This is a genomic window from Bacillus sp. 5B6, from assembly GCF_000259405.1.
GTDB lineage: Bacteria > Bacillota > Bacilli > Bacillales > Bacillaceae > Bacillus > Bacillus velezensis.
Window position 1 is genome coordinate 3,231,393 of sequence record NZ_AJST01000001.1, and the last position, 26,525, is coordinate 3,257,917.

Here is a 26,525-nt window from a genome sequence, read left to right on the forward strand (position 1 = left end):
AAAGAAAAATGAATGCGTTTACATTTGCACACAGAAATTCATTTGGACCAATGGAACTATTCGCGTTCCGGAAGAAAAAGATGTAATGATAATCCATCTTTTCCAGCCCGTTTGTATCAGCGTTTTTCGCACTGCGCATACGTTTCGGGACTCTCTGTCCGCTGTGTGCAGACTGCCTGTTTTGTTAAGGATAAGGTCTTAAAGTCATTCATTTTTCCCCCGTATCCTGCTTTCAGTCCCATTCCAAAATAACTAGCGGAATGACTGGTACATGACAGAATAAGACGGGTCCGGAGTGTTTACAAGAAATACACATTTTATATGCGGAAAGCCTTTCTCCTTTTAAACCATTTACAGGACATTTATCCCTCTTTTGAAATAATTTTAATAAATCTTTATATTCGTTCAAGAAATATTCATCCATAAATGTGAAGTTCTTGGTAAAACATCGAGGAGCTCCTCTATTTTATAAAATGCATAAAAAAGGAATACCCGCTGAAAACTACAGATAACCGGGAAAGGAGGCGGTCTGATGTCTGCGGATAAACAAAACAAACGGATTCCCGGCGATTTTGAATCGGCTGTACGGGAAATGCAGGAGCTGATGTGTGTTTGCGGTGATTTTAAAATACGAAGGATCAAACTGCAGGACCGTCATACCGCTTTCTTTTATATTGAACAAATGATAGAAGAACAGAAGCTGAATGAGTTTCTGTTAAGCGACACCCTGCAGAACGGCCCGCTCGAGGAAACGATGAATGCCGTCAGCAGTGCGGAAACGGATGAAACCAGAAAACTCATTGACGGGATTTTGGCAGGCCAGGTTGTTTTTCTCAGCGATGCATCGAGGAAAGCGAAGCTGTTTTCTGTCGGGCAGAATCCGCTGCGTTCCATTATGGAACCCGAATCTGAAAGTATCGTCCGCGGCGCCCATGACGGGTTTGTGGAAAGTTTGGAAACGAACATTCATCAGCTGCGGTTTCACATACAGGACCGCCATCTCTCCGTTCATTATATGGATATCGGGGAAAGAGCCAAATCAAAAGTTGCGGTTATCTTTGTTGAGAATATCGCCAATCCGGAGATTGTGGAGGAAGTGAAGCGGCGCCTGTCATACCTGCGTATAGACAGCGTGCTTGCGCCCGGGATTATCGAGGAATCAATAGAAGATAATTCGTTTTCCATTTTTCCGCAGATCATTCATACGGAACGGCCGGATAAAGCAAAAGCATGCGTGATGGAAGGCTGTGTACTGATCATGATGGACGGGAGCCCGTCGGCTTTGATTGCGCCGATCACATTCTTTTCTTTTTTTCAATCTCCGGATGACTACAGCACGAGATGGATTTCCGCCAGTTTTTTAAGAGTGCTGAGATTTTTCGCCTTTATGATCGCGATTACGCTGCCCGCTTTTTATATCGCGCTGATTGCGTTTCATTTCGAAGTCATTCCCAACGATCTGATTATCACCATGAAAAATTCGATTGTTGATATTCCCTTCCCTCCGCTGATAGAAGCCATGATTATGGAGATTACAATTGAACTGATCCGCGAAGCCGGTATCAGGCTGCCGAAACCGATCAGTCAGACGATCGGCATTGTCGGCGGTCTCGTGATCGGTGACGCAGTCGTTCAGGCGGGACTCATTTCTAATATGATGATTATCGTCGTAGCCGTTACGGCCGTATCTTCTTTTGTGCTTCCTTCATATGAAATGAGCACGTCCATCCGAACGCTCAGGTTTCCGCTTATGTTTCTGGCATCCTCGTTCGGTTTTATCGGCATCGCACTCGGCTTCGGGCTTATTCTGATGAACCTGTGCAAGCTTGAATCACTCGGCGTTCCTTATTTATCATCTCTGACGCCGTTTCATTTCAGCGACTTGAAGGATGCATTTATCCGGCTGCCGGCTTGGTTTATTAAAAGAAGGCCGTTTTATTTGAGACCGCAAGACTCAAAGCAGATGAAACATGTTCGGGGGTGGAGAAAAGATGAAGCCTAAAAAAATAAGCCGGCTTCAAGGCGTGTTTTTCATTAATCAGACGCAGATCAGCATCGGCATTTTGGCGCTGCCCCATTTACTGATGATGAAATCGGGAAGCAGCGGATGGATTTCCATTCTGCTTACCGGATTGCTCGTCCAGCTTACATTCAGCCTGTATATGATATTATTTCACCGGTTTCCGAAGCTGAACCTGTACGAAATGCTGGAGGAGGTGTTCGGAACACTTGCCGGCAAAGGGGTGCAGGTGCTGTATATTTTGTATTTCGCGTTTCTCTGCACGCTCATTCTTTCTGTATTTACACGGATATTGGATATCTGGGTGCTCCCGCAGACTCCGAATTGGGTGGTCAGCTTAATGCTGATCCTCGGTTCCGTCTATATCGCCCAAGCCCCGCTGAATGCGATCGCCAGGTTCAGCTTTATCTTAACGCCGTTTTTGCTGCTGATCTCTCTGCCGATTTTATACACGCTGGGAAAAGCCGATATCACATACATTATGCCGATTTTTCACGGAACCGCAAAAGACATGCTTACCGGGGTGCAACAAACACTTGTCAGCATTACCGGCTTTCAGGCGGCGCTCGTGATCGGGCCCCTTATCAACTGCACCGTCAGCCAGCGTTACAAAATACTGACGATTTCAAACATCTTGATTATCCTTTATTACCTGTATATCACCCTTACTTGCTTTGTCACAATCAGCCCCGAAGAAATAAAAATGATCCCGGAGCCTGTGCTGTACCTGTTAAAAACCGTTTCATTCAGAATTATCGAACGGACGGATCTGCTCTTTTTGACGTTTTGGTTCGTGACCGTCTTTTCAACGCTGGCCAACGTGTTTTACTTGGCAAGCACCGGCATCGCCAAGCTGTTCAATCAAAAAGACCACAGCCGGTTTGCTTATCCGCTGGCCCTGCTCGTCTTCCTTCTGTCTATTTGGGCCACAAGCACAGATAAAACGATACAGCAGCTGGATCAGTTTTTCCGCATTTCCGATATTGTGTTTGTGTATTTGTTTCCGTTGTTTATGGTATTGATTGTCCTTGTACGCAAAAAGGGTGTCCGCCATGCGCATTAAAAAAGCGGTTCTTATCAGTCTCATGTGCGCAAGCCTGACACTTGCGGGCTGCTGGGATCAAAATTTGCTGAAAGATATTTCTCTCGTGCTGACCGCAAGCCTTGATGTTGATCATGACGGTAAAAATAAAATCGGCATCACCTATCGGAAGGTTCAGTCCTCCCAGGCGGAACAGGAAACGGGCGGCTCATTCATTACGACGGTGCTCAGCGCTTCCGGGCACACCATCCGTGAAGCGCGGTTTCAATTGGATAAGCTTGTCGATCAGCGCATTGACACGTCCAAGCAAAGAGTCTTATTAATCGGTGAGAAAATGGCCGAAAAACCGCTTTTTCCTTATCTCGATGTCTTTTACAGAGATCCGAAAAGCCCGCTTCTCGCTCATCCGGCAGTTGTAAAAGACGGCGAGGCGATTGAAGTGCTGAAGCTGATCGTCCGGCAGAAATTGATCGTCAGCAAGTATTTAACGAATTTATTAACAAGCGCTAATGCGGAATCAAATATCAGCATGGAAAATTTGCAATCCATCCGTTCAAGCATGCTGACGGCTGATAAGGATTTCGCCCTTCCTTATTTATCGATTAACGGACAGACGATAAAGATAGAGGGTTCTGCCCTGTTCAGCGGCCAGCGGAAAGTGACTGAGGTGCTCGGTCAGGATTCGACCCTCCTGACCCTTTTAAGCGGGCAATTTAATAAATCGGCTAATATTAATCTGAAGCTGTGGGACAAATACAAAATGGATATTGAAAATTATCTTTCTCTCGGCATCACGGATGCCACGCGAAAGATTGTATTTATAGATACAGATCCGCAGCATATAAAAGTGAAAATCCGTTTAAAACTGAATGCACGCGTCTTGGAATATCCAAAGGACAAGCTGAATTCTTATACGGCAATCGACCAAATGAACAAACAAGCATCAGCAAATTTGAACAGCCAGGCCAGATCGGTGATCAGTCATATTCAGGAGCACAACTCGGATATCCTCGGCATCGGCCGTAAATATCAAACCCATTATTATGAGCGGGGCAAGCGGCTCAATTGGCGTGAGGTCTATCCTTCCATCGAGATAATCCCTGATATCAAAGTGAATATCTCACAAATCGGCATCGTGAACTAAAAGAGACCCCGGTCTCTTTTTTTGTTGCCAACCGAAAATATTCGTGTTACTCTTTTTATGTAAACGGTTACATAAATGAAGGGGGAGTGTTTGTTGGCAACGATTAAAGATGTCGCAGGCGCTGCCGGCGTCTCTGTTGCCACGGTTTCGCGTGTCCTCAATGACAACGGCTACGTGCATGAAGATACACGAACGAAGGTCATGCTTGCCATGGAGAAGCTGAATTATTATCCTAATGAAGTTGCCCGCTCTCTTTATAAAAGAGAATCCAGACTGGTCGGGCTTTTGCTTCCGGATATTACGAATCCCTTTTTCCCTCAGCTTGCCCGCGGCGCTGAAGACGAGTTGCAGCGGGAAGGATACCGGCTGATCATCGGCAACAGTGATGAAGAATTGGAAAAAGAACTCGACTACCTGCAAACATTTAAACAAAATCAAGTTGCCGGTATTTTGGCGGCCACCCATTACCCCGACCTTCCCGAATACAGCGGCAGCCTTTACCCGGTCGTATTTCTGGACCGGACAAAAGAAGGCGCCCCATCCGTATTCAGTGACGGGCGGGCAGGCGGAAAACGGGCGGCTGAGGAAATGCTTCGCGGCAAAAGCACAAGCATCACACTTGTCAAAGGCCCAGCCCACCTTCCGACCGCTCAGGAACGTTTTAACGGCGCACTTAGCGTGCTGCAAAAAGCGGGCGCGCAGTTCAATGTCATCTCCGCCGCTTCATTTTCCATCAAGGATGCCGCCATTTTAGCAGAAGAATTGTTTGCAGCATACCCGGAAACCGACGGAGTCATTGCCAGCAACGACATTGCGGCGGCTGCCGTCCTCCATGAGGCGCTGCGGCTCGGCAAAAAAGTTCCGGAGGAGATTCAGATCATCGGATACGACGATATTCCGCAGAGCAGGCTTTTGTTCCCGCCGCTTTCAACCATCCGCCAGCCTGCATATGAGATGGGAAAAAAAGCGGCAAACCTGCTGCTGCAATTGATAAAGAAAGAGCCGCCGAAAGAGACGGCCATTCAAATGCCCGTGACTTACATAAGAAGACAAACGATGAGAAAGGATGATCACCATGAGTGAAATTTGTGTTATCGGAAGCTGTTCTATGGATTTAGTCGTTACATCTGAACGGCGTCCGAAAGCCGGAGAAACCGTACTGGGCACAGACTTTCAAACCGTGCCCGGAGGAAAAGGCGCAAATCAGGCCGTAGCCGCTTCCCGCCTGGGCGCAAACGTATATATGGTAGGAAAAGCAGGCAATGACAGCTACGGAAAAGCGATTATTGAAAACCTGAAGGCAAACGGTGTCAATACGGACTATATGGAAACGGTTACACATAAAAAAAGCGGAACGGCTCATATTGTGCTCGCAGAAGGAGACAACAGCATCGTCGTCGTAAAAGGCGCAAACGATGACATCTCCCCCGATTATGCCAAAAGTGCGCTAGCAAAACTTCCCGGCATTGATATCGTGCTGATCCAGCAGGAGATTCCTGAAGAAACCGTTGAAGAAGTGTGCAGCTACTGCCGCGCGCAGCAAATTCCGGTTATCCTGAATCCCGCGCCGGCCCGGCCGCTGAAACAATCGACGATTGAGGATGCCGCATATCTTACGCCGAACGAACATGAAGCATCCATTTTATTTCCTGACCGGACGAAAGAAGAAGCGCTCGCCGGCTATCCCGGCAAACTGTTCATTACCGAAGGAAAACAAGGCGTACGCTACTCAGACGGCACCGCGGAACGGCTTGTTCCCGCCTTCCCTGCAGAAGCGGTCGACACGACGGGAGCCGGCGATACCTTTAATGCGGCACTTGCCGTCGCACTCGCGGAAGGACGGGACATTGAGCAAGCACTGCTGTTTGCCAACCGCGCCGCCTCCCTGTCCGTGCAGCACTTCGGCGCCCAAGGCGGGATGCCGGCCAGAAAAGAAGTTGAGGAGCTGCTGTCATGAAAAAACACGGAATGTTAAACAGCCACATTGCCAAAGTATTAGCCGATCTCGGGCATACAGACCTCATCGCAATCGCCGATGCGGGTCTCCCCGTCCCTGACGGTGTCCCTAAAATTGATTTGTCCTTAACGGCGGGCGTTCCCGCCTTTCGGGACGTGACCAGCCTGGTAGCCGGGGAGATGGCAGTCGAAAAGGTGATAGCCGCTTCCGAGATCAAAGACGCAAATCCTGAGAATGCAAGTTTCATAGAAAGCCATTTCTCAGCGCAGACGATCGAGTACATGTCCCATGAGGAATTCAAACGGCTCACACAGAAAGCAAAAGCCGTCATCCGAACGGGTGAAATGACACCATACGCCAACTGCATCCTGCAGGCGGGTGTGATTTTCTAGAAAGAAGGGATCCAGCATGCACATCGGCATGACAGACATTCATAAAGCATTCGGCAAAAACCAAGTGCTCTCCGGCGTCTCATTTGAGCTTCTGCCGGGAGAAATCCACGCTTTGATGGGAGAAAACGGAGCGGGCAAATCGACGTTAATGAATCTGCTCACCGGGCTCCACCGGCTCGACAAGGGAGACATTACGATAAACGGAACAAATATGAGCTTCTCCAATCCAAAGGAAGCCGAAAAGCACGGAATCGCCTTTATCCATCAGGAACTGAATATATGGCCGGACATGACGGTGCTTGAAAACCTTTTTATCGGCAAAGAGCTGACGACGGCGTTCGGCGTTTTGGAAACGAAGAAAATGAAAGCGCTAGCAAAATTACAGCTTGAAAAACTGGGAGTCTCTCTTCCTCTTGACCGGGAAGCCGGACAATGTTCCGTCGGCCAGCAGCAGATGATTGAGATTGCCAAAGCGCTGATGACAAACGCCGAAGTCATTATTATGGACGAACCGACCGCGGCGCTGACCGAACGGGAAATCAGCAAACTGTTTGACGTGATGACGGCGTTAAAGCGGAACGGCGTATCCATCGTCTATATTTCGCACCGAATGGAAGAGATATTTTCGATTTGCGACCGGATCACCATTATGCGGGACGGCCTCACTGTCGATACGGCGCATATTAAAGACACTAATTTTGATGAAGTGGTCAAAAAAATGGTCGGGCGGGAGCTGACCGATCGGTATCCGACTCGCACGCCGTCACTCGGCGATAAGGTGCTCGAAGTGAAAAACGCCTCAAAAAAAGGAAGCTTTTCACAAATCAGTTTCCATGTGAGCGCCGGAGAAATCCTCGGCGTTTCCGGCTTAATGGGTGCCGGACGGACAGAAATCATGAGGGCGCTGTTCGGAATTGACCGGCTCGATTCCGGAGAAATCTGGATTTCCGGCCGAAAAACCAGCATTCCGCGTCCGTACGATGCCATCCGCAAGGGACTCGGCCTGATTACGGAAAACCGCAAAGATGAAGGGCTGCTGCTGGATACGTCCATTCGTGAAAATATCTCATTGCCGAACCTGACCAGCTTCTCTCCGAAAGGCATCATTGACCGAAAACGCGAGGCGGAGTTCGTTGAGCTGCTCATCAAGCGTCTGACCATTAAGACCGCATCTCCGGAAACCGCCGCCCGGCATTTATCAGGAGGAAATCAGCAAAAGGTCGTCATCGCCAAATGGATCGGAATCGGCCCGAAAGTTCTCATCCTTGATGAACCGACAAGAGGCGTCGACGTAGGCGCGAAAAGGGAAATCTATTCATTAATGAATGAACTGACCGATCGCGGAGTCGCCATCATCATGGTGTCTTCCGAGCTGCCGGAAATTCTCGGCATGAGTGACAGAATCATCGTCGTCCACGAAGGGCGCATCAGCGGAGAAATCAATGCGTCCGGCGCAACACAAGAACACATCATGACACTTGCCACGGGAGGGCAGCAGTATGAAAACTGAACCAATAACATCAACTGAACAAAAGCGATTTTCCATTCATACCTTTACGCAAAAACTCGGTCCGTTTCTCGGCTTACTGATTCTTGTGCTGATCGTTTCCGTTTTAAACCCGAGTTTTCTTGAACCCCTCAATATTCTCAACCTTCTTCGGCAGGTTGCGATTAACGCTCTGATTGCATTCGGAATGACGTTTGTCATTTTAACGGGAGGCATTGATCTCTCTGTCGGAGCCATCCTCGCCTTATCGAGCGCATTGGTCGCAGGTATGATGGTCTCAGGCATCGACCCGATCTTAGCCGTCATCATCGGCTGCGTGATCGGCGCCGTACTCGGCATGATAAACGGATTATTAATCACAAAAGGAAAAATGGCGCCGTTCATCGCCACTTTGGCGACAATGACCGTCTTTCGCGGACTGACCCTCGTCTATACGGACGGAAATCCGATTACGGGGCTCGGTTCAAATTACGCATTTCAATTATTCGGGCGCGGTTATTTTCTCGGCATTCCCGTACCTGCCATTACGATGCTGATTGCATTTGCGGCCCTGTGGGTTCTTCTGCACAAAACACCGTTCGGCCGCCGGACATACGCCATCGGCGGCAATGAGAAAGCGGCGCTGATATCGGGAATCAAAGTGCCCCGCATCAAGATCATGATCTATTCTCTGACAGGTTTATTATCGGCGCTGGCGGGAGCGATTCTGACATCACGCTTAAATTCCGCACAGCCGACGGCCGGGGAATCATACGAGCTGGACGCCATCGCAGCGGTCGTTCTCGGCGGAACGAGCCTGTCCGGCGGTCGAGGGCGCATCATCGGTACGCTGATCGGGGTTTTGATTATCGGTACGCTGAACAACGGCTTGAACCTTCTCGGCGTGTCATCTTTTTATCAGCTCGTCGTCAAAGGAATCGTCATTTTAATCGCGGTGCTGCTGGACCGCAAAAAATCGGCATAGTAGGAGGACCATTATGAAGAAAGCCATCATCACGATCGCGGCATTATCACTGTTTTTGCTGTCCGCCTGTTCACTTGAACCGCCACAATGGGCAAAACCGTCAAACACAAAACATAAAAAAGAATTCACTATCGGGCTCTCCGTCTCCACATTGAACAATCCGTTCTTCGTTTCATTAAAAGAAGGCGTTGTAAAGGAAGCCAAAAAACGGGGCATGAAGGTCATTATTGTCGATGCTCAAAATGATTCATCTAAACAGTCAAATGACGTAGAAGATTTGATCCAGCAGGGAGTCGATGCGCTGCTGATCAATCCGACCGATTCATCAGCGATTTCAACAGCCGTCGAATCGGCAAATTCCCTCGGCATTCCCGTCATTGCGCTTGATCGTTCAGCCGAACACGGCAAAGTCGAAACGCTTGTCGCCTCTGACAATGTCAAAGGAGGAGAAATGGCGGCTGACTACCTCGCCGATCAGCTCGGAAAAGGCGCCAAAGTGGCTGAATTGCAAGGGGTGCCGGGCGCATCCGCGACACGGGAACGCGGAACGGGCTTTCATCATATTGCCGACATAAAGCTGGATGTCGTAACAAAGCAAGCGGCGGATTTTGACCGTGCAAAAGGATTGACCGTCATGGAAAACCTTCTGCAGGGACATCCGGATATCAAAGCCGTGTTCGCCCATAATGATGAAATGGCACTCGGGGCGCTCGAAGCGATTAACAGCTCGGGCAAACACATTTTGGTCGTCGGTTTCGACGGAAATAAAGATGCGATTTCTTCCATTAAAAACGGAAAGCTGACAGCCACGGTCGCCCAGCAGCCGGAGCTGATCGGAAAACTGGCGGCCGAAGCGGCGGAGCAGGTGCTCAAAGGAGAAAAAGTCAAAAAAACCATTTCCGCTCCATTGAAACTTCAAACACAAAAATAACCGGCCGATGTTTAGACTTACGGTAAAACGTGAAAGGATGAAGTAAAAGGAGAGATACAGATGAAGAAAACAGCCAAAGCGGCATCCATTCTGACCCTTGCAGCGGGAATATCAGCGGCTTCAGCTGCCGGAATAACGCCTCTTCCGGAGACACACGCGCAAGAAGCGGTCAAAATTGACGATCTGTACAGCTACCCGCTTGACTCTTATCTCGTTTCCGCGGAAGCATTGAACGTCAGAACAAAAGCATCAGCAGCCAGTCCGAGAGCTGATACCCTTCATTTAGGCGACAGCTTAAAGATCGTTTCATTCCAGAACGCTGACTGGGCAAAAGTACATTATAAAAACGGAAAAACAGGATTTGTATCTACTCATTATATTGTTAAAGAAGCAACAACCGTAAAAACGACGGCAAAAACAAAAGTATATACAGACAAACAAGCGGTCAAGGCTTCCCTTGCCAAAAACACGAGCGTTTCTTTCCTCGGATGGAAAAAGACAGCCGGCGGCGGCATTGACTTCGGCTGGGTGCTTGTCGATTACGGGGGCGCCACGGGATATATCAGCACAAAAGATCTGCAAAAACTGACATAATATCAAAACGGATTTCGCAAATTCAGCGCGAAATCCGTTTTTTCTTTCTTGAGCAGTCAGAAACGTCTAAGGTTCGAAATATTTCTCAGGAAATATTGTCGGATGAAGATGAATGCATACGACTCTAAAATGGCTTCTTTACGTAATCCGCCAGGCGTTTGGCATTGTCACGGATAGCCGCAGCATCGGCGCTGCTTACCCCGTACATCGCGAAAGCCGGCAAATAGGTCATACCCGTAAAATTAGCCATTGCCTGAAACGGCCTTAAGAGCTCGCTCAGTGAAAAATGGTTGGACCCGCCTGCCTGATATGCATCCTCTCCGGCACCTACGGAAACAGCCAGCAGCAATTCTTTGCCGTGCAGCGCCTTTCCTTTGGAGCCGTAAGCCCAGCCATACGCCAGCACATGATCCATCCATGTTTTTAAAAGCGGAGGCGCACTGTACCAGTACAGCGGGAATTGAAATACGATCCGGTCATACTGTTCACACAGCTGCCGTTCCTTTTCCGCATCTATTTTCCCGTCCGGATATTCTTTATAAAGCTCACGGACCGTGATTTCATCATGATTTTTTAATTCTTCTGTCCACGCCTTATTGACCGCTGAGTTGTCCATGTCAGGATGAACCGCTAATACCAATACTTTCACAGCTACCACACCTTTCCCTTTTGACTGTATTTTACCTAATCTTTGCCGGTTCAGCCAAATAAAAAGAAAGCCCCCGAGAAAAATGAGGCTTTCTTTTTTAATTTATTCCGGGCTTCCTTCGGTTGTTTCGATATCCTTCGCAAAATTCGGATTATCTAAATTTGCGTTGAAAAAGTCCGCCGTATTCGGAAGCTTGAGGTTCATATTCATTTTTTGAGAAATGGTCACTTTACAATCTTTAATGACATAGTCAAACACGTGTCCGCCGGAATTGCGTCCTTCATCAATGAAGTGCAGGTGATATCCGGAAACAGCGATGCCGTTTGCGTAACCCGGCGTCCAGAAGCCGGCAATTGTCCCCTGAATGTCGTCAAAGTTGAACACAGGCTGTGTTTTTACCGCTTCGATCATCGGAACGTACGGTTTCTCCTGGCGTTCTACCGTTCTTGTCTGCACCTTTTTAAATACGCCGTCTAAACGGATCGCATAAAATAAGTTTTTACTAGGCAGAAGGCTGGCGATTTCCTGCTCGAATTCTTCACGGGTCATTTCGCCGTCGATCGTATGCGTCATATCCGGCGTGAAAAATGTGAATGAGCAGAATGGTGACAGGTCTCCGCCTTTAACAGGCGTAGCCGTTCCGTCGCCGCGCAGACGGTAAAATTCTCCGTCAAATCCGATTAATTCGCCGTCCAGTTTGTTGAACGTGCCGATTCCGAAATCACCGAATTTCGGAATGTCAGCCATATCAAAATCTCCGTCATATACTCCGTCCAGCAGAGATGTCATTGTGGATACTTGATAGATCTGATCCTCAGGTGAGCCTTTTTCTCCGCGGCTCATCATATGGATGTCGCTTGCGTTTTTCATATTCCCTTCACTCCTTTTAAATTGGGCTGTTTTAGAAAACAGGTCATGGTGCGCAGAGTGCTAGAGAGCTTTTGCTTTCATTTTTTCTTTGAATTGCTTCGGAAGCATGTCGCTTGATAAATGGACATTATCACTGTAATCGACAGGAATGTCAATGATGACAGGGCCTTCTGTGTTCAAGCCTTTTTGCAGCACGTCTGCCAGCTGTTCCGGTGACTCAACGCGCAAGCCGGTGGCGCCGAAGCTTTCTGCATATTTTACGATGTCAATGTTTCCGAAATCTACGCATGATGTACGGTTATATTTTTTCATTTGCTGGAATGCGACCATATCATATGTGCTGTCATTCCATACAAGGTGAACGATCGGCGCTTTTAAGCGGACTGCCGTTTCCAATTCCATTGCAGAGAACAGAAATCCTCCGTCTCCTGAAACGGATACGACTTTTTCACCCGGATTCACCAATGTGGCGGCAATCGCCCAAGGAAGCGCTACGCCCAATGTCTGCATGCCGTTGCTGATCAACAGTTTCAGCGGCTCATAAGCGCGGAAGTAGCGGGACATCCAGATCGCGTGAGAACCGATATCGCAAGTGACGGTTACGTCGTCGTCAATTGCATTGCGCAGTTCTTGGACGATTTGCAGAGGATGCACTCTGTCGGATTTATGGTCGCTTGGCGCCTTCTCGCTGTCTGTGAGCATCTGTTTTAATTCGCTCAGCACTTCTTGTTCACGGCTGCCCATATCAAATGTCACAGCGTCGTGTTCAATTTGTTTAACCGTAGCGGCGATATCGCCTAATAACTCTAATTCCGGCTGATAGGCATGATCGATATCGGCCTGGATTTCGTCAAGATGGATAATAGCACGGTCACCGTTTACGTTCCAGAACTTCGGATCGTATTCAATCGGATCATAACCGATCGTTAATACGACATCCGCCTGTTCAAGCAGAAGATCGCCCGGCTGGTTGCGGAACAGTCCGATCCGGCCGAAATATTGGTCTTCCAGCTCTCTGGATAATGTGCCGGCCCCTTGGTACGTTTCTACGAAAGGCAGTTTTGTTTTGGCAAGCAGTTTGCGGATTTGTTTTACCGCTTCCGGTCTACCGCCTTTCATGCCGACTAACAGAACGGGAAGTTTCGCCGTCTGGATTTTCGCGATAGCCGCGCTGACCGCTTCTTCCGGTGCAGGGCCTTGTTTCGGCGCCGGCACGCTGCGTACGTTTTTCACATTTGTGATTTCATTCACAACATCCTGCGGAAAGCTCACAAAAGCCGCGCCTGCCTGACCTGCTGACGCTGCCCTGAAGGCGTTTGTTACCGCTTCTGGTATATTCCCTGTTTCCTGTACTTCTACACTGTATTTTGTAATCGGCTGAAATAGCGCCGCATTGTCCAATGATTGGTGTGTCCGTTTTAACCGGTCTGCGCGAATTACGTTACCCGCCAGCGCCACTACCGGATCACCTTCTGTATTAGCCGTTAACAAGCCGGTCGCCAAGTTGGATGCCCCCGGGCCTGAAGTAACGAGACAAACGCCTGGTTTTCCAGTCAGTCTTCCGACAGCCGCAGCCATAAATGCAGCGTTCTGTTCGTGACGGCATAAAACCAGTTCAGGTCCTTTATCTTTTAACGCATCAAATACTGCATCAATTTTTGCACCCGGAATGCCAAAAACATGTGTGACACCTTGCTCCACTAAGCAATCAACAACAAGCTCCGCCCCCCGATTTTTTCCAGAGGTTTTTAGTTCATTTGTTGCTTTTGCCAACACCCTCACTCCTTATTATGCATATTAAATATAAAATTTTAAGTAATTTGTGATATTATTCACTATACACTCTTTGGAAATTGACCTCCAATATCAATTCGCCGTATGATTAATATGTTTCACGAATAATTAACAAAGAGAAAGGAATGGATAAGGATGGAGCTTCGCCATCTTCAATACTTTATTGCCGTTGCCGAAGAACTTCATTTCGGCAAAGCTGCGCTTCGGTTAAATATGACACAGCCGCCTCTCAGCCAGCAGATCAAACAGCTTGAGAAGGAAGTCGGCGTGACCTTATTAAAGCGCACGAAACGGGTTGTAGAGCTTTCAGCTGCCGGAGAAAGTTTTTTAAAACACAGCAGAAACGCGATCGAAGAAATAGACAAAGCGATTGAAATGGCGCAGAGAACGGCGCGGGGAGAGCTCGGCCGCCTTGTCGTCGGTTTTGTCGGCTCGGCCACATATGAATTTCTGCCGCCGATCATTCGGGAATTCCGCGAAAAATTCCCCTCCGTCAAGCTTGATCTGCGTGAAATTTCTTCTTTCAGACAGCAGGAAGAACTTCTGAAGGGGAACATTGATATCGGCATCCTTCATCCGCCTTTACAGCATTCCGCGTTACATATGGAAAAGGTGCAGAGCAGTCCGTGCATTCTGGCTTTGCCGAAGCAGCACCCGCTTACCGCTAAACAGACAATCGACATTCAGGATTTAAAAAATGAACCGATTATCACACTGTCGAAAGAAACGTGGCCGACTTTATACCTAGAGTTTGTAAACTACTGTGAGCAGGCGGGCTTCAAACCGAAAATCGTTCAGGAAGCGACGGAGTATCAAATGGTGATCGGATTGGTTAGTGCCGGTATCGGTGTAACCTTCGTGCCTTCTTCTGCTAAAAAGCTGTTTAATCTCGAAGTCGCCTACCGCGGCATTAATCAGGTGCAGCTCACGGCCGAATGGGTCATTGCCTACCGCAAGGATAATCAAAATCCGATTCTGAAACATTTTCTGGATATTATGAATAAGCGCCAGGCTTTATTGCAGGCGGATAAGGAAAATGCATAAAAAAGAGGGCCGCCGAAAGCAGCCTCTTTTTTTGTGCTTTTATGGATTTTTACTAAATTGGTAGAAACGCTCAGTACACCTTACGACCTGTACCCGTATACATACAGTACAACTGATCAGGAGGGATAAAAATAACGGGGCGGCAATGACCCATCTAAAAGGAGGCACAACACATTACACATATTACCGTCATTTTGACCCTGATTTCTTTCTTTGTGACCATTATTTTTATATTTTGGAGACCCGGGGGATTAAATGAAGCCGTTCCGGCGTCGCTGGGCGCCATTCTCGTTTTGTTATGCGGAACCGTTTCCTTTCATGATTTGGGGGATATAGGGTCAAAAGTCACCGGAGCATCAATCACCATTATCTCCACAATGATTATGGCAATCGCGCTGGAAAGCTTCGGTTTTTTTAACTGGGCGGCGGCCAAACTGCTTCACCGCGCCAAGGGATCGGGCATCCGGCTTTTTTGGCTGACCAACCTGCTCTGTTTTTCAATGACGCTTTTTCTGAATAATGACGGCAGCGTCTTAATCACCACTCCTATTTTACTATTGGTCTTACAATATCTCGGACTTAAAAGACATCAGAAAACACCGTATTTAATAAGCGGCGTATTAATTGCGACGGCCGCAAGCACCCCGATCGGCGTCAGTAATATCGTCAATTTAATTTCTCTCAAAATGATAGGCATGGACCTTTATTTGTACACCAATATGATGTTTATCCCCGGCACGCTGGGACTGGTGTTTATGGCCTTTCTGCTGTTTGCCGTTTTTTACCGCCGTTTGCCGAAACAGCTCCCCGATATTCCGGTTCACTTTGACTCGCTGGAACACAAACGATATCATCCGCTTCAGCCTCCGCCAGACCTGACCCAAAACAGCCGTACGAACATCATGTTTTGTGTTTTGGTATTTGTATTGTTCGTACGGATCAGTCTGTTTGCAGCTTCTTACAACGGCATATCCGTTTCGCTCGTGGCTGTCATCAGTTCAGTCATCCTGCTTGGCTGGAGATGGTTTTATTTAAAAATCGGACCGGCAGACTTATTAAGGAAAGCGCCTTGGCATATCTTTATTTTTGCCTTCACGATGTACATTATCATCTACGGACTGCATAATATCGGACTGACGGCGCTGCTTGTTCAGTCTATTGAGCCGTATGTCTCACAAAGTATTGCCCACGCTGCATCTATTATGGGCATTGCTACATCCGTCCTCTCTAATTTGTTCAATAACCATCCCGCCCTAATGATCAGCACTTTGACATTAACGGAAATGTCCATCGACCCATTAACCGTAAAAATCATTTATCTGGCTAATATTATCGGCAGTGATATCGGATCATTGCTTCTGCCGATCGGGACATTAGCCACGCTGATCTGGATGCATATCATCAGACAGCACGGCGAAAAAGTTTCTTGGTCAGAATATATCAAAACGACCATTATCGTTGTCCCTCTTACCGTCGTGTTTACCATTACCGTTTTATATGTTTGGATCAGTTGGATTTACCTTTAGCTCCCATAAAAAAACTGCCTGCTGTATAAGAGAGGCAGTTTTATCATTTATGGCAGGTGCATGGTCTTTAAATGATTCAATTTCCAAAAAACAGTATCGCCGTCTGCATTGGTCAATTCAAGAATATTATCTGAGACATCCTGTAACAGCCCCACTTTATTCGGTATATCTCCTAAATCCAGAATAATCAGCTTCCCGGTATATCTTTTTAATTGCTCCTCAAAATTTCGGACAAGGGGCACATTAGCGGGAACAACCGGCAGCTCTGAACTGTTTAATGTGTACGGCGTCTGCTCATCGGAATAGGGTGTCAGCCATTTCAAATGATGCATCGAGATGAAAAGAGTCTTATAAACCGGAGAGAAGAAAACAAAATAATCATTTAAAACACTTGTCACATACCCATGAATGGAACGGTCTCCCGTAACAAATATTTCTGTAAATCTGCCTTTTATATGCTGGAGGGTATTCCGGTAAGAAAAGGAATGTTCCTGTTTTTCGGGATGCGGACTTTTTTTTCTTGCGTACGGTTCTTTATTCTCTTCGTCCGGGAGCGTCAATGTCATCCTCTGAAGATGCAGCAGCGGAATATAAAGAAACGTCCGGCCGTCATGAATCACAATGATATCCTGACCGATATCCAAAAGAGTTCCTGAAAATGTCGTATTCCCCGATATCTCAATATCGACTTGTTTATCCAGAAATCTGCTTAATCCAGCCATTTCATTCCCCCCTCTCCCGCGTTTACGGACAATCTTTCCAATCATTTACGGCCGTGTTTCCACCGATAATCTATTGTCCTTAATACAGTGGCGTAGCTATAAGAGTTCTCTTCCTCCCGTTTTGAGGATCGAACGGATCTTGATGATCTTTTCGACTTTTTAGAGGAAGTACGCTGCTCTTCGCGTGATTCTTCTTCATGCGGCTTTTCTTCTTCGGCGCTCTCTTTCTCACCTTTATTCTCGTCGTCTTTATTCTCCTCTTTTTTAGCTGCTCCTTTTGCCCCTTCGCTGATGCTCTTGATATGAAAAGGATAGATCCGCAGCACTTCTTTATCTTTCACAAGAGTGTAGTGGCCGTCGGAATTATCCACAAGTATACCTTCAACAGCTTCAGGACCTCCGCGGTTGATGGATACCCATTTGTGGATCAGGCGTTTAAATATGCCGTGAAAATCATCAGCCATTTCAAATTCCGGGCGCTCCTCCTCTTGGCCGTCCTCTTCTTGTTCCGCGCTGATGCTTTTGACATGGTCGGCGTTAAAATATACAATTCCGTCATCTTCCGTTTCCAGCACGAGAAAATCATCCCCTGTTTCGTGAAGCTTTCCTCTTTTCGATTCCGGACCTCCCTGATTCAATTGCACCGTGCGATTGGTCATCCGGCTGATCAGGTCTTGAAAATCATCAGCTTTTTCACATTCTGCCGCTTCGGCCGGCGATACGGTTTCACTCGTATTTTCCGTTACACTTTTCACGTGTTTCCATTGATAATAAACGATTTTATTATCAACCTGAAGAGCGATATAATCCGATTGAATGTCTGCTAATCTCCCTGTCTTGGACTCCGGGCCTCCCCGGTAGACAGTAATTACTTTTCCTTCCATCGCATGCAAAAAGTTGTCATCAGACCGCTGCCGCTTCGTATTGCGTTTCATCTATTGTCCTCCTAGTCATTTTTCTCATAATGTAAAAAGCATAATGCATATATACGTATCACGATTATTTTCGGGAACTGATTCACCAGCCTATTTGTAAAAAATCTTTCTTCATCTCCAAATCAGGTATTCCACCGCTCTAACTCACTGCTGATGAAGGCGGACCGCTCCTTAATGTATTCGCAAATCACTTCAGGCTCCCGGTCAAAGCAATCAATCTCTTCTTTCTTATATGGATCCTTCGCGACATGCGGCCTGATCTGCTCATACAGTGACATGACCTTCGGCTTCATATGTTCAATGGTAAACCGGTTCTGAAGCGTCTCTTCCAAAAGCCGTTTGTACGCTTTGCGGAAATACGGTTCATCCAGAAGCCTTGCAGTCAAGGTATTAAACCCTTGTATTCTGACATAATCGGCCTCCATCCGATCACCGTGAATGTCTCTTCCCCACGTCGCATCGTAATCCCACGGAATGACTTCAAAAAGTCCCGTTTCATGATTCCGGTACAAAGCGTAATTATGAACAAATCCATCGTAGTTTGAAGTAAACACAATGCCCGCAAGCCACCGCAAATACTTATCGGCGTCCAAGTGTTTGACGATCTCCCCCTTGAACTCTGACTTCGGCACGGTATTAATTTTATAGATCATATCCTGCAAGTATAAATCGTCTTCTTTCGTTCCCGTTTTCTTTTCATAACCAAGTTCGAGCGATGTTTTCGTATCCCGCTCCAGATCACTGACGAGGGAGAAATTGGCGTCGTCATCAACCGCGTAAAAAACAGCGCCGTCCGCCAAATTCCGTTTCGCCAGAAAATATTCATCCACTGACTCCAGCTCAAGATACACCCCCTCATGTCTGCCATTGATTTGCAGGGTTACGAAATTCGCCTTTGGTGACAGCGTCCCAAGCTCCGCGAAGAAATCGAGAGACAGCTTATTCCGCATCATCGACGGATCTTTATATTCAGCGTTTAAATGTATCTCTTTCGCCCTGCGAAATGTTTTCGGCGAATAAAAAGCGATGTGATACGATTTCTTCTTGAAATCTCTTATATGCGAGCCGCGGTACGCCAGATCAATGTCAAGCCGTTTTTGATTCACTCTCAGCACCGCGGGCACCGGATCATCATCCCAAATGTCTTTTTTCAGCTCCATTAAGTCTTTCGGGTGAATAAACAGCTGGTATAGAGGCAATGTTGATTGGTCTTTCATCAGTAACCCTCCCTGTATTAATTTAGGCTGTGCTTTTTATATAAAACTCAGCGAATCACACATACACTTTTTTCATTCATGCGTACTATGTGGTAGTAAGGATCGCATCCTTAAAACATATATCATGAGGAGGTTTCAAAATGGGCCACTATTCCCATTCTGATATCGAAGAAGCAGTAAAGTCCGCAAGCACCGAGGGATTGGAAGATTATTTGTACCAAGAACCAAAAAGCAGTAAGAAGAGAAAATCTCGCAAGCATAAAAAATCCCGTTCTCACAAAAAATCTCGCAGTCATAAAAAATCGTGCCGCTCTCACAAAAGATCTCGCAGTCATAAAAAATCGTGCCGCTCTCACAAAAGATCTCGCAGCCATAAAAAATCCCGTTCTCACAAAAAATCTCGCAGCCATAAAAAATCCCGTTCTCACAAAAAATCTCGCAGCCATAAAAAATCCCGCTCTCACAAAAAATCTCGCAGCCGTAAAAAATCATGCCGGTCTCACAAAAAATCTCGCAGCCATAAAAAATCATGCCGCCGCAAGAAAAAACGCACGCAGAAAAAACCTTATCGTCCTCATAAAAAAGACCCTTGCAAAAAAGACGATTACTGCAGCAAAACAGAGTACTGGAAAGACGGGAACATTTGGGTTGTAAAGAAAAGCTACAAGTAACAACATTTGTAAATAGGCTGCCGGCTAAACGGAAGCCTTTTTCCTCAATCAGATATATGCCACGTGATAAGATATGCAGCCGGTTTTCTTTTGTTGTGTTTCCGAATTTTCTTTCTGTATAATCAGGTCATACGATAAAGAAAGGCGGCCGAAATCATGCATATCTTACGAGCAGACGAACTGAACGCAAAAGACACTTACAAATTGCTTTCGGGCACAGTCGTTCCCCGGCCGATCGCATTTGTCACTACGCGGTCATCCATCAACGGCGCCGTAAACGCGGCGCCCTTCAGTTTCTATAACGTTGTCTCCGCAGAACCGCCGCTTCTGGCCATCTCAGTCAGCCGCGCGGACGGTCGGCAGAAAGACACCGCGAGAAACGCACTCGCTCATCGCGAATTCGTGGTGCACGTCAGTGATGAGTCCATTATTGAAGACATTAACAAAACGGCGGCAAGGCTTGATCCTGATGTCAGTGAGCTTGGCATGACAGACCTTTCTGTGACAGACAGCGCTTGCATCAGCGTTCCCGGTATAAAAGAAGCAAAAGTCAGGTTTGAATGTATACTCGAACGCCATCTTACGTTCCAAAATGACAGCGGAGAAACGACGACAGACCTCATCATCGGCAGAGTCGTTTGTTTTCATTTGAATGACCAAGTATATGACGCCGATAAAGGCTACATACGGACAGATGAGCTGAAGCCTGCGGCAAGGCTCGCGGGGAATGAATACGCCAGACTCGGGAAGACATATACGCTTGTCCGCCCGACCTGAAGCAGAAACCTTTATAATAGAAGAAACTAGTCAAAAAGACCCCTTTCGAAAGGGGTCTTTTTGAGTCTTTTACCATTAAACTCAGCCTAATGTCTTATAGAATGCCGAAACTTACAAGCCCCTCACCCGTATGAAACGAGTGACACATTTTTAGGAGGCAGACGATGGATTTCATTCAGTTACTGTTTTTTTCAGCCGTATTTATTTTGCTCAGCCTTATGTTTCAAGTATTTGCCGTCAAAGTTCTCAATTTGCCAAAGCCTGCTAAAAAGCAGAAGCCGATAAACGGCACACATCGATTAATCGAAATCACACTGCTTATTACGGGCATCGCAGCGGTGAATTTTTTCAATGAAATGTACGTATTTGCGGGAGTTGTTTTCATGGTATTTTTCTGCACCGGCATAATGGAATGGCGGCACCGGCGGGAGGAAAAGCAATATGTGTACGATTCGTTTTACGCGGGTCTTTCTGCCGCGCTTGGCGTGCTTATTTTTTTCATCAGTTAGCGTAGCTCTATACTCCTGCGGCCGCTCCGTCGCCGCGCGGGTCGGCACCGCCTTGGAGAAAGCCTTCTTCATCAATAACGATCGCTGCCGCATGACCCATAAGCCCGTCAAAATCACCAACGGTCTCGACGCGGTGGCCGCTCTGCCTTAGGGCTTCTCTCGTTTCAGGGCTGATTCTGCTTTCAACCCTCAGCCCTTCATACTCCTCTCCCCATGTCCGTCCCCAGACCCAGCGCGGCTCATTGATCGCCTGCTGGGGGTCCATTTTGTAATCAATGATGCGCGTAATCATCGCTGTCTGAGTTTGCGGCTGGCCTTCTCCTCCCTGGGTTCCGTACAGGATGTGAGGCTTTCCTTCTTTACAGGCCATCGCCGGCATGAGGGTGTGGAACGTCCGCTTGCCGGGTTCAAGTGTATTGACATGGGATTCATCCAGCGAAAAAAATGACCCGCGGTTTTGCAGCAGAATGCCCGTCTCCCCCGCTGTAACGGCAGACCCGAACTCGAAATAGAGGCTCTGAATAAAGGAAACGGCATTTCCTTCCGCATCGGCGACGGCGGCATAAGCAGTATCGCTTCCGACCGGCCGGCTTACCGTCGGCGCAGCCACGTTACCTATTTCTTCCGCAAGCTGCTTTGCATACCGTTTATCAAGCAGCCGATCCAGCGGAATATGAGAAAATGCCGGATCAGTCAGCACTTCATTCCGGTGCTGAAAACTCTTCTTCAGCGCCTCGATCAGCAGATGATAATAGTCAAAGGAACCGTGTTCGATCTGAGAAAAATCATAGTTTTCCAATATATTGAGCGTCATTAAGCCTGTAAAGCCCTGTGAATTCGGCGGAGCCTGATAGATTTTGCACCCGCGGTAATCGGAGGATACCGGGTTCGTCCACTCGCCGCGGTGGGCTTTAAAGTCATCAAGTGTCAGACGGCTGCCGTTGTTTTGCAGAAAGGATATGATGCGTTGAGCGAGATCTCCTTCATAAAAAGCGCCTCTGCCTTTCTCGGCAAGCTGCTCCAAGCTGGCCGCCAGATCCTTCTGGACAAACCGTTCACCGGGCATGGGCGCTTTTTTGTTTCTCGTAAAAATGGCCGAGGTGTAAGGCGTCGAGGCTAAAAGAGCGAGATTGCGTTCTGTGTGGGCGCACTGGTCGGCGGACACTGGAAATCCGTTTGCCGCATAATCAAGAGCTGGCTTCAGCACCTCAGCAAGAGAAAGACGCCCGTACGCCGAAAGCACAGCATCCCAGCTGTCCGCCATGCCCGGAACGGTAATGGCGCTTTCTGTCCCGCGCAGAGGGATCGCTTCTCTGCCCCGATACAAGTCTCTCGTCACATGCTTCCCTGAACGTCCGCTCCCGTTATAAGCTTTGATTCGTCCCGTTTCTTTATGGTAAGTGAGCCAAAATGAATCCCCGCCAAGACCCGTCATATGCGGATACACGACTGCCAGACAGGCGCTGACCGCCACTGCCGCGTCAAACGCGTTTCCGCCCTTTTCCAGAATGCCGGCCCCCGCCTGAGAAGCGAGATAATGCGGACTGACGACCATTTGTTTCGTTCCGATGGTTGAAGTATTCATGGCAAGCCCCTTTACAAATTTTCTCAAGTATAAAAAGCGGCTTCGCAGCCATCCACATTCCTGAAAGAAAATCTCACACACTATTTACTTTTCGATAAGAAATGATTCCAAATTATTACGCATCGTAAACAATAAAAAAATTCTCTCTTCATACCGTAATGTTTCATGATACAATAATGTCTACCAAATGAAGGAAGGTGAAGCGGGTTGGAACATGAATACAGCATTCCGAATCTTGTCCTTGATGAAACGGATAAACAGATTCTCTCGATTTTGCACGAGGAAGGGAGGATTTCCTATACAGACGTAGGAAAGCGGGTTAACCTGTCGCGAGTGGCGGTTCAGCACCGCATTCAGCATTTACTGGATGCCGGTGTGATTGAAAAATTCACCGCTGTCATCAACCCGGCGAAAATCGGCCGTCATGTGTCCGTGTTTTTTAATGTGGAGGTGGAGCCGCAGTATTTGGAGGAAACCGCATTAAAGCTTGAAAAGGAGCCGGCCGTGACAAGCCTTTATCATATGACCGGACCGAGCAAGCTGCATATGCACGGCATTTTCGCAAATGATCAGGAGATGGAAGAGTTTTTGACAAAACGGCTCTATACGCAAAAAGGCGTCGTCAGCGTCGACTGCCAAATGCTGATTAAACGGTATAAAAGCAGAACGGGCATGAAGCTGTAAGGAGGACATAGCCATGAAACATCCCTATTGGGACATTACGGCGGCGATGGTCCGAACGGGCATTCTCGGATTCGGGGGCGGCCCGTCGGTGATCCCGCTCATCCGCCATGAAGCCGTCAATAAATACAAATGGATAGATGATGATGAATTCGGAGAAATATTAGCGATCGCTAATGCGCTTCCTGGACCGATTGCCACAAAAATGGCTGCGTATCTGGGCTTCAAGCTGAAAGGCACGTTAGGCGCAATCTTGGCAACCCTCGCCCACATTCTGCCTACATGCCTTGCTATGGCGGGCTTGTTTGCCGCTGTCAATGTCTTAAGCCACTCAGCAATTGTTGCCGGCATGATTGGCGCTGTAACACCGGTGATTGCGGTAATGCTCGGCATTATGGCGTACGAGTTTGGCCAAAAAGCGCTTAAAGGTTTCGGCTGGGTCACGGGCATCCTGTTTTTTATCATCGCTTTTATCGGCCTGCAAACGCTGCAGATCAATCCCGGCTTTGTCATTATCATTTTCTTGGCGTACGGCGCGTTTCATTTTAAATTAAAGGACAAAATCACAAATAAACGTTCAAAAGATAAAGGAATGTCAGCTTCATGATTATGATTTATGTATTTATGGCGTTTTTTGTCGCAAACGTACTCGGATATGGAGGCGGACCGGCGTCGATCCCGCTGATGTTTGAAGAAGTCGTCAACAGATACAGCTGGCTCTCAAACGATCAATTCTCAAATATGCTCGCACTTGCGAACGCATTGCCGGGTCCGATCGCAACCAAAATCGCGGCGTATGTCGGCTACAGCGCAGGCGGGTGGCCCGGGTTCCTGATTGCGCTGATCGCCACCGTCGTACCGTCGGCGCTCGCATTGATCGTCCTCTTGCGCATCATTCAGCGCTTCCGCCAATCCCCCGTCATCAAAGGTATGACGCTGTCCGTCCAGCCTGTCATCGCCGTCATGATGCTCATTCTTACCTGGCAAATCGGCGCAGACGGCATCAAAGCGATCGGCTGGGTTCAAGCGATAGTGATTGCGGGGATTTCCCTCCTTGCCTTGACAAAATTCAAGATGCATCCGGCCTTTCTGATTATCGCGGCGTTTTTGTATGGAGGGCTTGTGATTCCTCATTTATAAAGAAAAGCACCTGGACAGGTGCTTTTTTATTTTGGCCCAGAAATACCATTTGATATGACAACTGTTTCTTCGCCTGCATCACTCTTGATGATTTTCTTGACTTGCAGCGTTGCGCCTGCCATTCTCACAAATTGCTGAACCTGAGGCGAATTGGTTTCAGCCTGTATCCAAACAGAAGTCGGCGCTTTCCAAGCTAAAAAGAGTGCGAGAATCAACATACCAGAGATAACCAGCAGCAGCTTCATAGAGCATCACTTCTTTTCAATAAGCTGCTCGCCGCGCTCAGCGCCTGATGATCATGAAGAATATCACCTGGACGATTGCCTTCTCCCAGCACATAGCCTTTAAAGGACATCCCCATAAAATGAAAAATATGTTCAAATTGCTGAATCAGCGGCAGCCCTTTTAGTTTAGGATTGTCTCCTCCCACTGCTGTTACATATGCCTGCTTCGCTGACATTTGCTGTTTAAAATCAGGAAATCTCGGATCTCTCAGCGTCTGTGACCAGCGATCAATAAACAGCTTTAATGTCCCTGACATGCCAAACCAATAAATTGGGGTGGCGAATACAAGAATATCACACGGCAATATCCGCTCAATGATAGAATCGCAGTCATCTTGAACAGGACGAAAGCCGCCTTGAGCGTGACGCAGATCTTCAATTGGCTGGAGCCGATATTTCCGCAAATGAATGTGCTCCGCATCGAATCCTTGAACAGCCTTCTCCGCAAGAATATCCGTATTTCCGCCAGACCTCGTTCCGCCATGAATAACCGCAATTTTCATGATGCATCTGCTCCTTTGTTTACGAATGATTTTCTTCATCATATAATGGATTCATCAATCAATACAGATGATTATTTCGATTATTTCAATCGACAAAACCGATTTAGAAAGGGCGAGAACAAATGGAATTGAAGCAGCTGATCACCTTTATTACCGCAGCAGAACATGTAAACTTCACCCTAACCGCCAAGATGCTTAACTATGCACAATCAAGCGTTACCTCTCAGATCAAATCACTTGAAGAAGAAATCGGGACTCCTTTATTTGAACGGCTCGGCAAGCGGCTCATCCTGACAGAAGCCGGCAAAACATTCAAATCCTATGCGGAGAAGATCATTGCGTTAACAGAAGAATCAAAAATGGCCGCAAATCAAGTAAGAGAAACAACCGGAACCTTGAAAATCGGCGCGACGGAAAGCCAGTGCACATACCGCCTTCCGCCTATCATAAAAGAATTCAAACAGGCTTTTCCTCAAGTAAAGCTCATATTCAAACCGTATGTTTCCAACGAACAAGCGAAAGAACAGCTCTTACAGGGCCAGCTTGATATCACCTTCATTTTAGATGTGAATCGGACGGAAGACGCACTGCACGTTGAATCTTTGATTCAGGATGAGATCAAAATGGTAGCCGCCAATGACCATCCTTTTCCAGCAGACTCACCAGCAACATTGAAGGATCTTCAAAATGAAACCCTTCTGCTGACAGAGGACAGCTGTTCATACCGCACGCTCTTTGAGAACACTTTACATGACGCCGGAGTCTACCCTAACAAATTAGAATTCGTCAGCATCGAAGCCATCAAACAATGCGTGATGGCCGGACTTGGAATTGGACTATTGCCTGAAATGACAGTAAAAGACGATATTGCCGAAGGACGGATGAAAGAACTCAACTGGCAGAATGAATGCCCTGTTTTTACTCAACTAGCATGGCATAAGGACAAGTGGATGTCTGCGCCATTAAAGGCTTTTATCGATTTGACGCGAAAAACATTCAAATAAAAACCTATCTGCAAGGACGACAAAGTTTTTAACAAAGCAGACACCAGAGGCATACAAAAAAAA

Annotated in this window: 28 protein-coding genes; 19 read left to right on the plus strand and 9 right to left on the minus strand. The window is 47.4% G+C overall.

What is annotated here, in order from left to right:
* The first annotated feature begins 532 nt into the window (after nucleotides 1–532).
* The 10 genes from MY7_RS15395 to MY7_RS15440 all read left to right on the plus strand — a co-directional run bounded on the left by MY7_RS15395 (nucleotide 533) and on the right by MY7_RS15440 (nucleotide 10,551).
* Complete coding sequence (locus tag MY7_RS15395) at nucleotides 533–2,002, plus strand: spore germination protein (RefSeq protein WP_007407516.1); 1,470 nt, start codon at nucleotides 533–535, stop codon at nucleotides 2,000–2,002.
* Complete coding sequence (locus tag MY7_RS15400) at nucleotides 1,992–3,083, plus strand: GerAB/ArcD/ProY family transporter (RefSeq protein ID WP_029325796.1); 1,092 nt, start codon at nucleotides 1,992–1,994, stop codon at nucleotides 3,081–3,083. The genes MY7_RS15395 and MY7_RS15400 overlap by 11 nt, the downstream gene beginning before the upstream one ends.
* Nucleotides 3,073–4,206, plus strand: a complete 1,134-nt coding sequence (locus MY7_RS15405; protein WP_007614183.1) for a Ger(x)C family spore germination protein — start codon at nucleotides 3,073–3,075, stop codon at nucleotides 4,204–4,206. Before MY7_RS15400 ends, MY7_RS15405 begins: the two co-directional genes overlap by 11 nt.
* A gap of 93 nt (nucleotides 4,207–4,299) precedes the next feature.
* Nucleotides 4,300–5,289 carry a LacI family DNA-binding transcriptional regulator gene (locus MY7_RS15410; RefSeq protein WP_029325795.1) on the plus strand — a complete coding sequence of 330 codons (990 nt, stop codon included), beginning with the start codon at nucleotides 4,300–4,302 and terminating at the stop codon, nucleotides 5,287–5,289.
* Nucleotides 5,282–6,163, plus strand: a complete 882-nt coding sequence (rbsK, locus tag MY7_RS15415; RefSeq protein ID WP_007407520.1) for a ribokinase — start codon at nucleotides 5,282–5,284, stop codon at nucleotides 6,161–6,163. Before MY7_RS15410 ends, rbsK begins: the two co-directional genes overlap by 8 nt.
* Complete coding sequence (rbsD, locus tag MY7_RS15420; protein ID WP_007407521.1) at nucleotides 6,160–6,555, plus strand: D-ribose pyranase; 396 nt, start codon at nucleotides 6,160–6,162, stop codon at nucleotides 6,553–6,555. The genes rbsK and rbsD overlap by 4 nt, the downstream gene beginning before the upstream one ends.
* A gap of 16 nt (nucleotides 6,556–6,571) precedes the next feature.
* The gene (locus MY7_RS15425) at nucleotides 6,572–8,065 is read left to right on the plus strand and encodes a sugar ABC transporter ATP-binding protein (RefSeq protein ID WP_007614198.1); all 1,494 of its coding nucleotides are present in this window, start codon (nucleotides 6,572–6,574) and stop codon (nucleotides 8,063–8,065) included.
* Nucleotides 8,055–9,026 carry a ribose ABC transporter permease RbsC gene (gene rbsC, locus MY7_RS15430; protein WP_007614200.1) on the plus strand — a complete coding sequence of 324 codons (972 nt, stop codon included), beginning with the start codon at nucleotides 8,055–8,057 and terminating at the stop codon, nucleotides 9,024–9,026. The genes MY7_RS15425 and rbsC overlap by 11 nt, the downstream gene beginning before the upstream one ends.
* A 13-nt stretch (nucleotides 9,027–9,039) precedes the next feature.
* Nucleotides 9,040–9,957, plus strand: a complete 918-nt coding sequence (rbsB, locus tag MY7_RS15435; protein WP_007614209.1) for a ribose ABC transporter substrate-binding protein RbsB — start codon at nucleotides 9,040–9,042, stop codon at nucleotides 9,955–9,957.
* Nucleotides 9,958–10,017: 60 nt separating this feature from the next.
* Complete coding sequence (locus MY7_RS15440; protein WP_007614212.1) at nucleotides 10,018–10,551, plus strand: SH3 domain-containing protein; 534 nt, start codon at nucleotides 10,018–10,020, stop codon at nucleotides 10,549–10,551.
* Between the two features lie 124 nt (nucleotides 10,552–10,675).
* Here MY7_RS15440 and MY7_RS15445 read toward each other — a convergent pair whose 3' ends face one another.
* From MY7_RS15445 to alsS, 3 genes are all read right to left on the minus strand, one after another.
* The gene (locus MY7_RS15445; protein WP_007614216.1) at nucleotides 10,676–11,200 is read right to left on the minus strand and encodes an NAD(P)H-dependent oxidoreductase; all 525 of its coding nucleotides are present in this window, start codon (nucleotides 11,198–11,200) and stop codon (nucleotides 10,676–10,678) included.
* Nucleotides 11,201–11,302: 102 nt separating this feature from the next.
* Entirely contained in the window at nucleotides 11,303–12,070 is a 768-nt protein-coding gene (budA, locus tag MY7_RS15450; RefSeq protein ID WP_003151318.1) for an acetolactate decarboxylase, read from the minus strand.
* Between the two features lie 60 nt (nucleotides 12,071–12,130).
* On the minus strand, nucleotides 12,131–13,843 hold the full coding sequence (gene alsS, locus MY7_RS15455; RefSeq protein WP_007407527.1) for an acetolactate synthase AlsS: 1,713 nt from the start codon (nucleotides 13,841–13,843) through the stop codon (nucleotides 12,131–12,133).
* Nucleotides 13,844–13,999: 156 nt separating this feature from the next.
* On the opposite strand from alsS, the gene alsR reads away from it, so the two are divergent.
* Together alsR and MY7_RS15465 are read left to right on the plus strand one after the other, a co-directional pair.
* On the plus strand, nucleotides 14,000–14,908 hold the full coding sequence (gene alsR, locus MY7_RS15460; protein WP_007407528.1) for an acetoin biosynthesis transcriptional regulator AlsR: 909 nt from the start codon (nucleotides 14,000–14,002) through the stop codon (nucleotides 14,906–14,908).
* A 194-nt stretch (nucleotides 14,909–15,102) separates the two neighbouring features.
* Nucleotides 15,103–16,434, plus strand: coding sequence for an arsenic transporter (locus MY7_RS15465; protein ID WP_007614225.1), 1,332 nt, complete (start codon nucleotides 15,103–15,105; stop codon nucleotides 16,432–16,434).
* 47 nt (nucleotides 16,435–16,481) lie between these two features.
* Here MY7_RS15465 and MY7_RS15470 read toward each other — a convergent pair whose 3' ends face one another.
* From MY7_RS15470 to MY7_RS15480, 3 genes are all read right to left on the minus strand, one after another.
* A complete protein-coding gene (locus tag MY7_RS15470) occupies nucleotides 16,482–17,156 on the minus strand; it encodes a hypothetical protein (protein ID WP_029325794.1) in 675 nt (224 codons plus the stop codon).
* A 41-nt stretch (nucleotides 17,157–17,197) separates the two neighbouring features.
* Nucleotides 17,198–18,091: a hypothetical protein gene (locus tag MY7_RS15475; protein WP_007614229.1), complete on the minus strand. Its 894-nt coding sequence runs from the start codon at nucleotides 18,089–18,091 to the stop codon at nucleotides 17,198–17,200.
* A gap of 122 nt (nucleotides 18,092–18,213) precedes the next feature.
* The gene (locus MY7_RS15480) at nucleotides 18,214–19,308 is read right to left on the minus strand and encodes a CotH kinase family protein (protein ID WP_007614232.1); all 1,095 of its coding nucleotides are present in this window, start codon (nucleotides 19,306–19,308) and stop codon (nucleotides 18,214–18,216) included.
* Between the two features lie 140 nt (nucleotides 19,309–19,448).
* On the opposite strand from MY7_RS15480, the gene cotG reads away from it, so the two are divergent.
* From cotG to MY7_RS15495, 3 genes are all read left to right on the plus strand, one after another.
* On the plus strand, nucleotides 19,449–19,979 hold the full coding sequence (gene cotG / locus MY7_RS15485) for a spore coat protein CotG (RefSeq protein ID WP_007614234.1): 531 nt from the start codon (nucleotides 19,449–19,451) through the stop codon (nucleotides 19,977–19,979).
* A 156-nt stretch (nucleotides 19,980–20,135) separates the two neighbouring features.
* Nucleotides 20,136–20,756 (plus strand): flavin reductase family protein, encoded by a 621-nt coding sequence (locus tag MY7_RS15490; protein ID WP_007614236.1) that lies wholly within the window; start codon nucleotides 20,136–20,138, stop codon nucleotides 20,754–20,756.
* 164 nt (nucleotides 20,757–20,920) lie between these two features.
* Nucleotides 20,921–21,265: a DUF4181 domain-containing protein gene (locus MY7_RS15495; protein ID WP_007614238.1), complete on the plus strand. Its 345-nt coding sequence runs from the start codon at nucleotides 20,921–20,923 to the stop codon at nucleotides 21,263–21,265.
* A gap of 7 nt (nucleotides 21,266–21,272) precedes the next feature.
* Here MY7_RS15495 and ggt read toward each other — a convergent pair whose 3' ends face one another.
* Nucleotides 21,273–22,850 carry a gamma-glutamyltransferase gene (gene ggt / locus MY7_RS15500; protein WP_007614240.1) on the minus strand — a complete coding sequence of 526 codons (1,578 nt, stop codon included), beginning with the start codon at nucleotides 22,848–22,850 and terminating at the stop codon, nucleotides 21,273–21,275.
* Nucleotides 22,851–23,057: 207 nt separating this feature from the next.
* On the opposite strand from ggt, the gene MY7_RS15505 reads away from it, so the two are divergent.
* Genes MY7_RS15505 through chrA form a run of 3 tightly spaced genes read left to right on the plus strand, consistent with a single transcriptional unit; the run spans nucleotide 23,058 to nucleotide 24,671 of the window.
* Entirely contained in the window at nucleotides 23,058–23,534 is a 477-nt protein-coding gene (locus MY7_RS15505; protein ID WP_007407537.1) for an Lrp/AsnC family transcriptional regulator, read from the plus strand.
* A 13-nt stretch (nucleotides 23,535–23,547) separates the two neighbouring features.
* Nucleotides 23,548–24,138, plus strand: coding sequence for a chromate efflux transporter subunit ChrB (chrB, locus tag MY7_RS15510; protein WP_007407538.1), 591 nt, complete (start codon nucleotides 23,548–23,550; stop codon nucleotides 24,136–24,138).
* The gene (chrA, locus tag MY7_RS15515) at nucleotides 24,135–24,671 is read left to right on the plus strand and encodes a chromate resistance efflux protein ChrA (protein WP_007614242.1); all 537 of its coding nucleotides are present in this window, start codon (nucleotides 24,135–24,137) and stop codon (nucleotides 24,669–24,671) included. The genes chrB and chrA overlap by 4 nt, the downstream gene beginning before the upstream one ends.
* Before the next feature lie 26 nt (nucleotides 24,672–24,697).
* On the opposite strand, the gene MY7_RS15520 is transcribed toward chrA, so the two are convergent.
* Both MY7_RS15520 and MY7_RS15525 read right to left on the minus strand, forming a co-directional pair.
* Nucleotides 24,698–24,916, minus strand: a complete 219-nt coding sequence (locus MY7_RS15520) for a hypothetical protein (RefSeq protein ID WP_029325722.1) — start codon at nucleotides 24,914–24,916, stop codon at nucleotides 24,698–24,700.
* The gene (locus tag MY7_RS15525; protein WP_007614245.1) at nucleotides 24,913–25,458 is read right to left on the minus strand and encodes a flavodoxin family protein; all 546 of its coding nucleotides are present in this window, start codon (nucleotides 25,456–25,458) and stop codon (nucleotides 24,913–24,915) included. Before MY7_RS15525 ends, MY7_RS15520 begins: the two co-directional genes overlap by 4 nt.
* Nucleotides 25,459–25,580: 122 nt before the next feature.
* Here MY7_RS15525 and MY7_RS15530 point away from each other — a divergent pair, with 122 nt between their 5' ends.
* A complete protein-coding gene (locus MY7_RS15530) occupies nucleotides 25,581–26,462 on the plus strand; it encodes a LysR family transcriptional regulator (protein WP_007614246.1) in 882 nt (293 codons plus the stop codon).
* Nucleotides 26,463–26,525 lie beyond the last annotated feature (63 nt).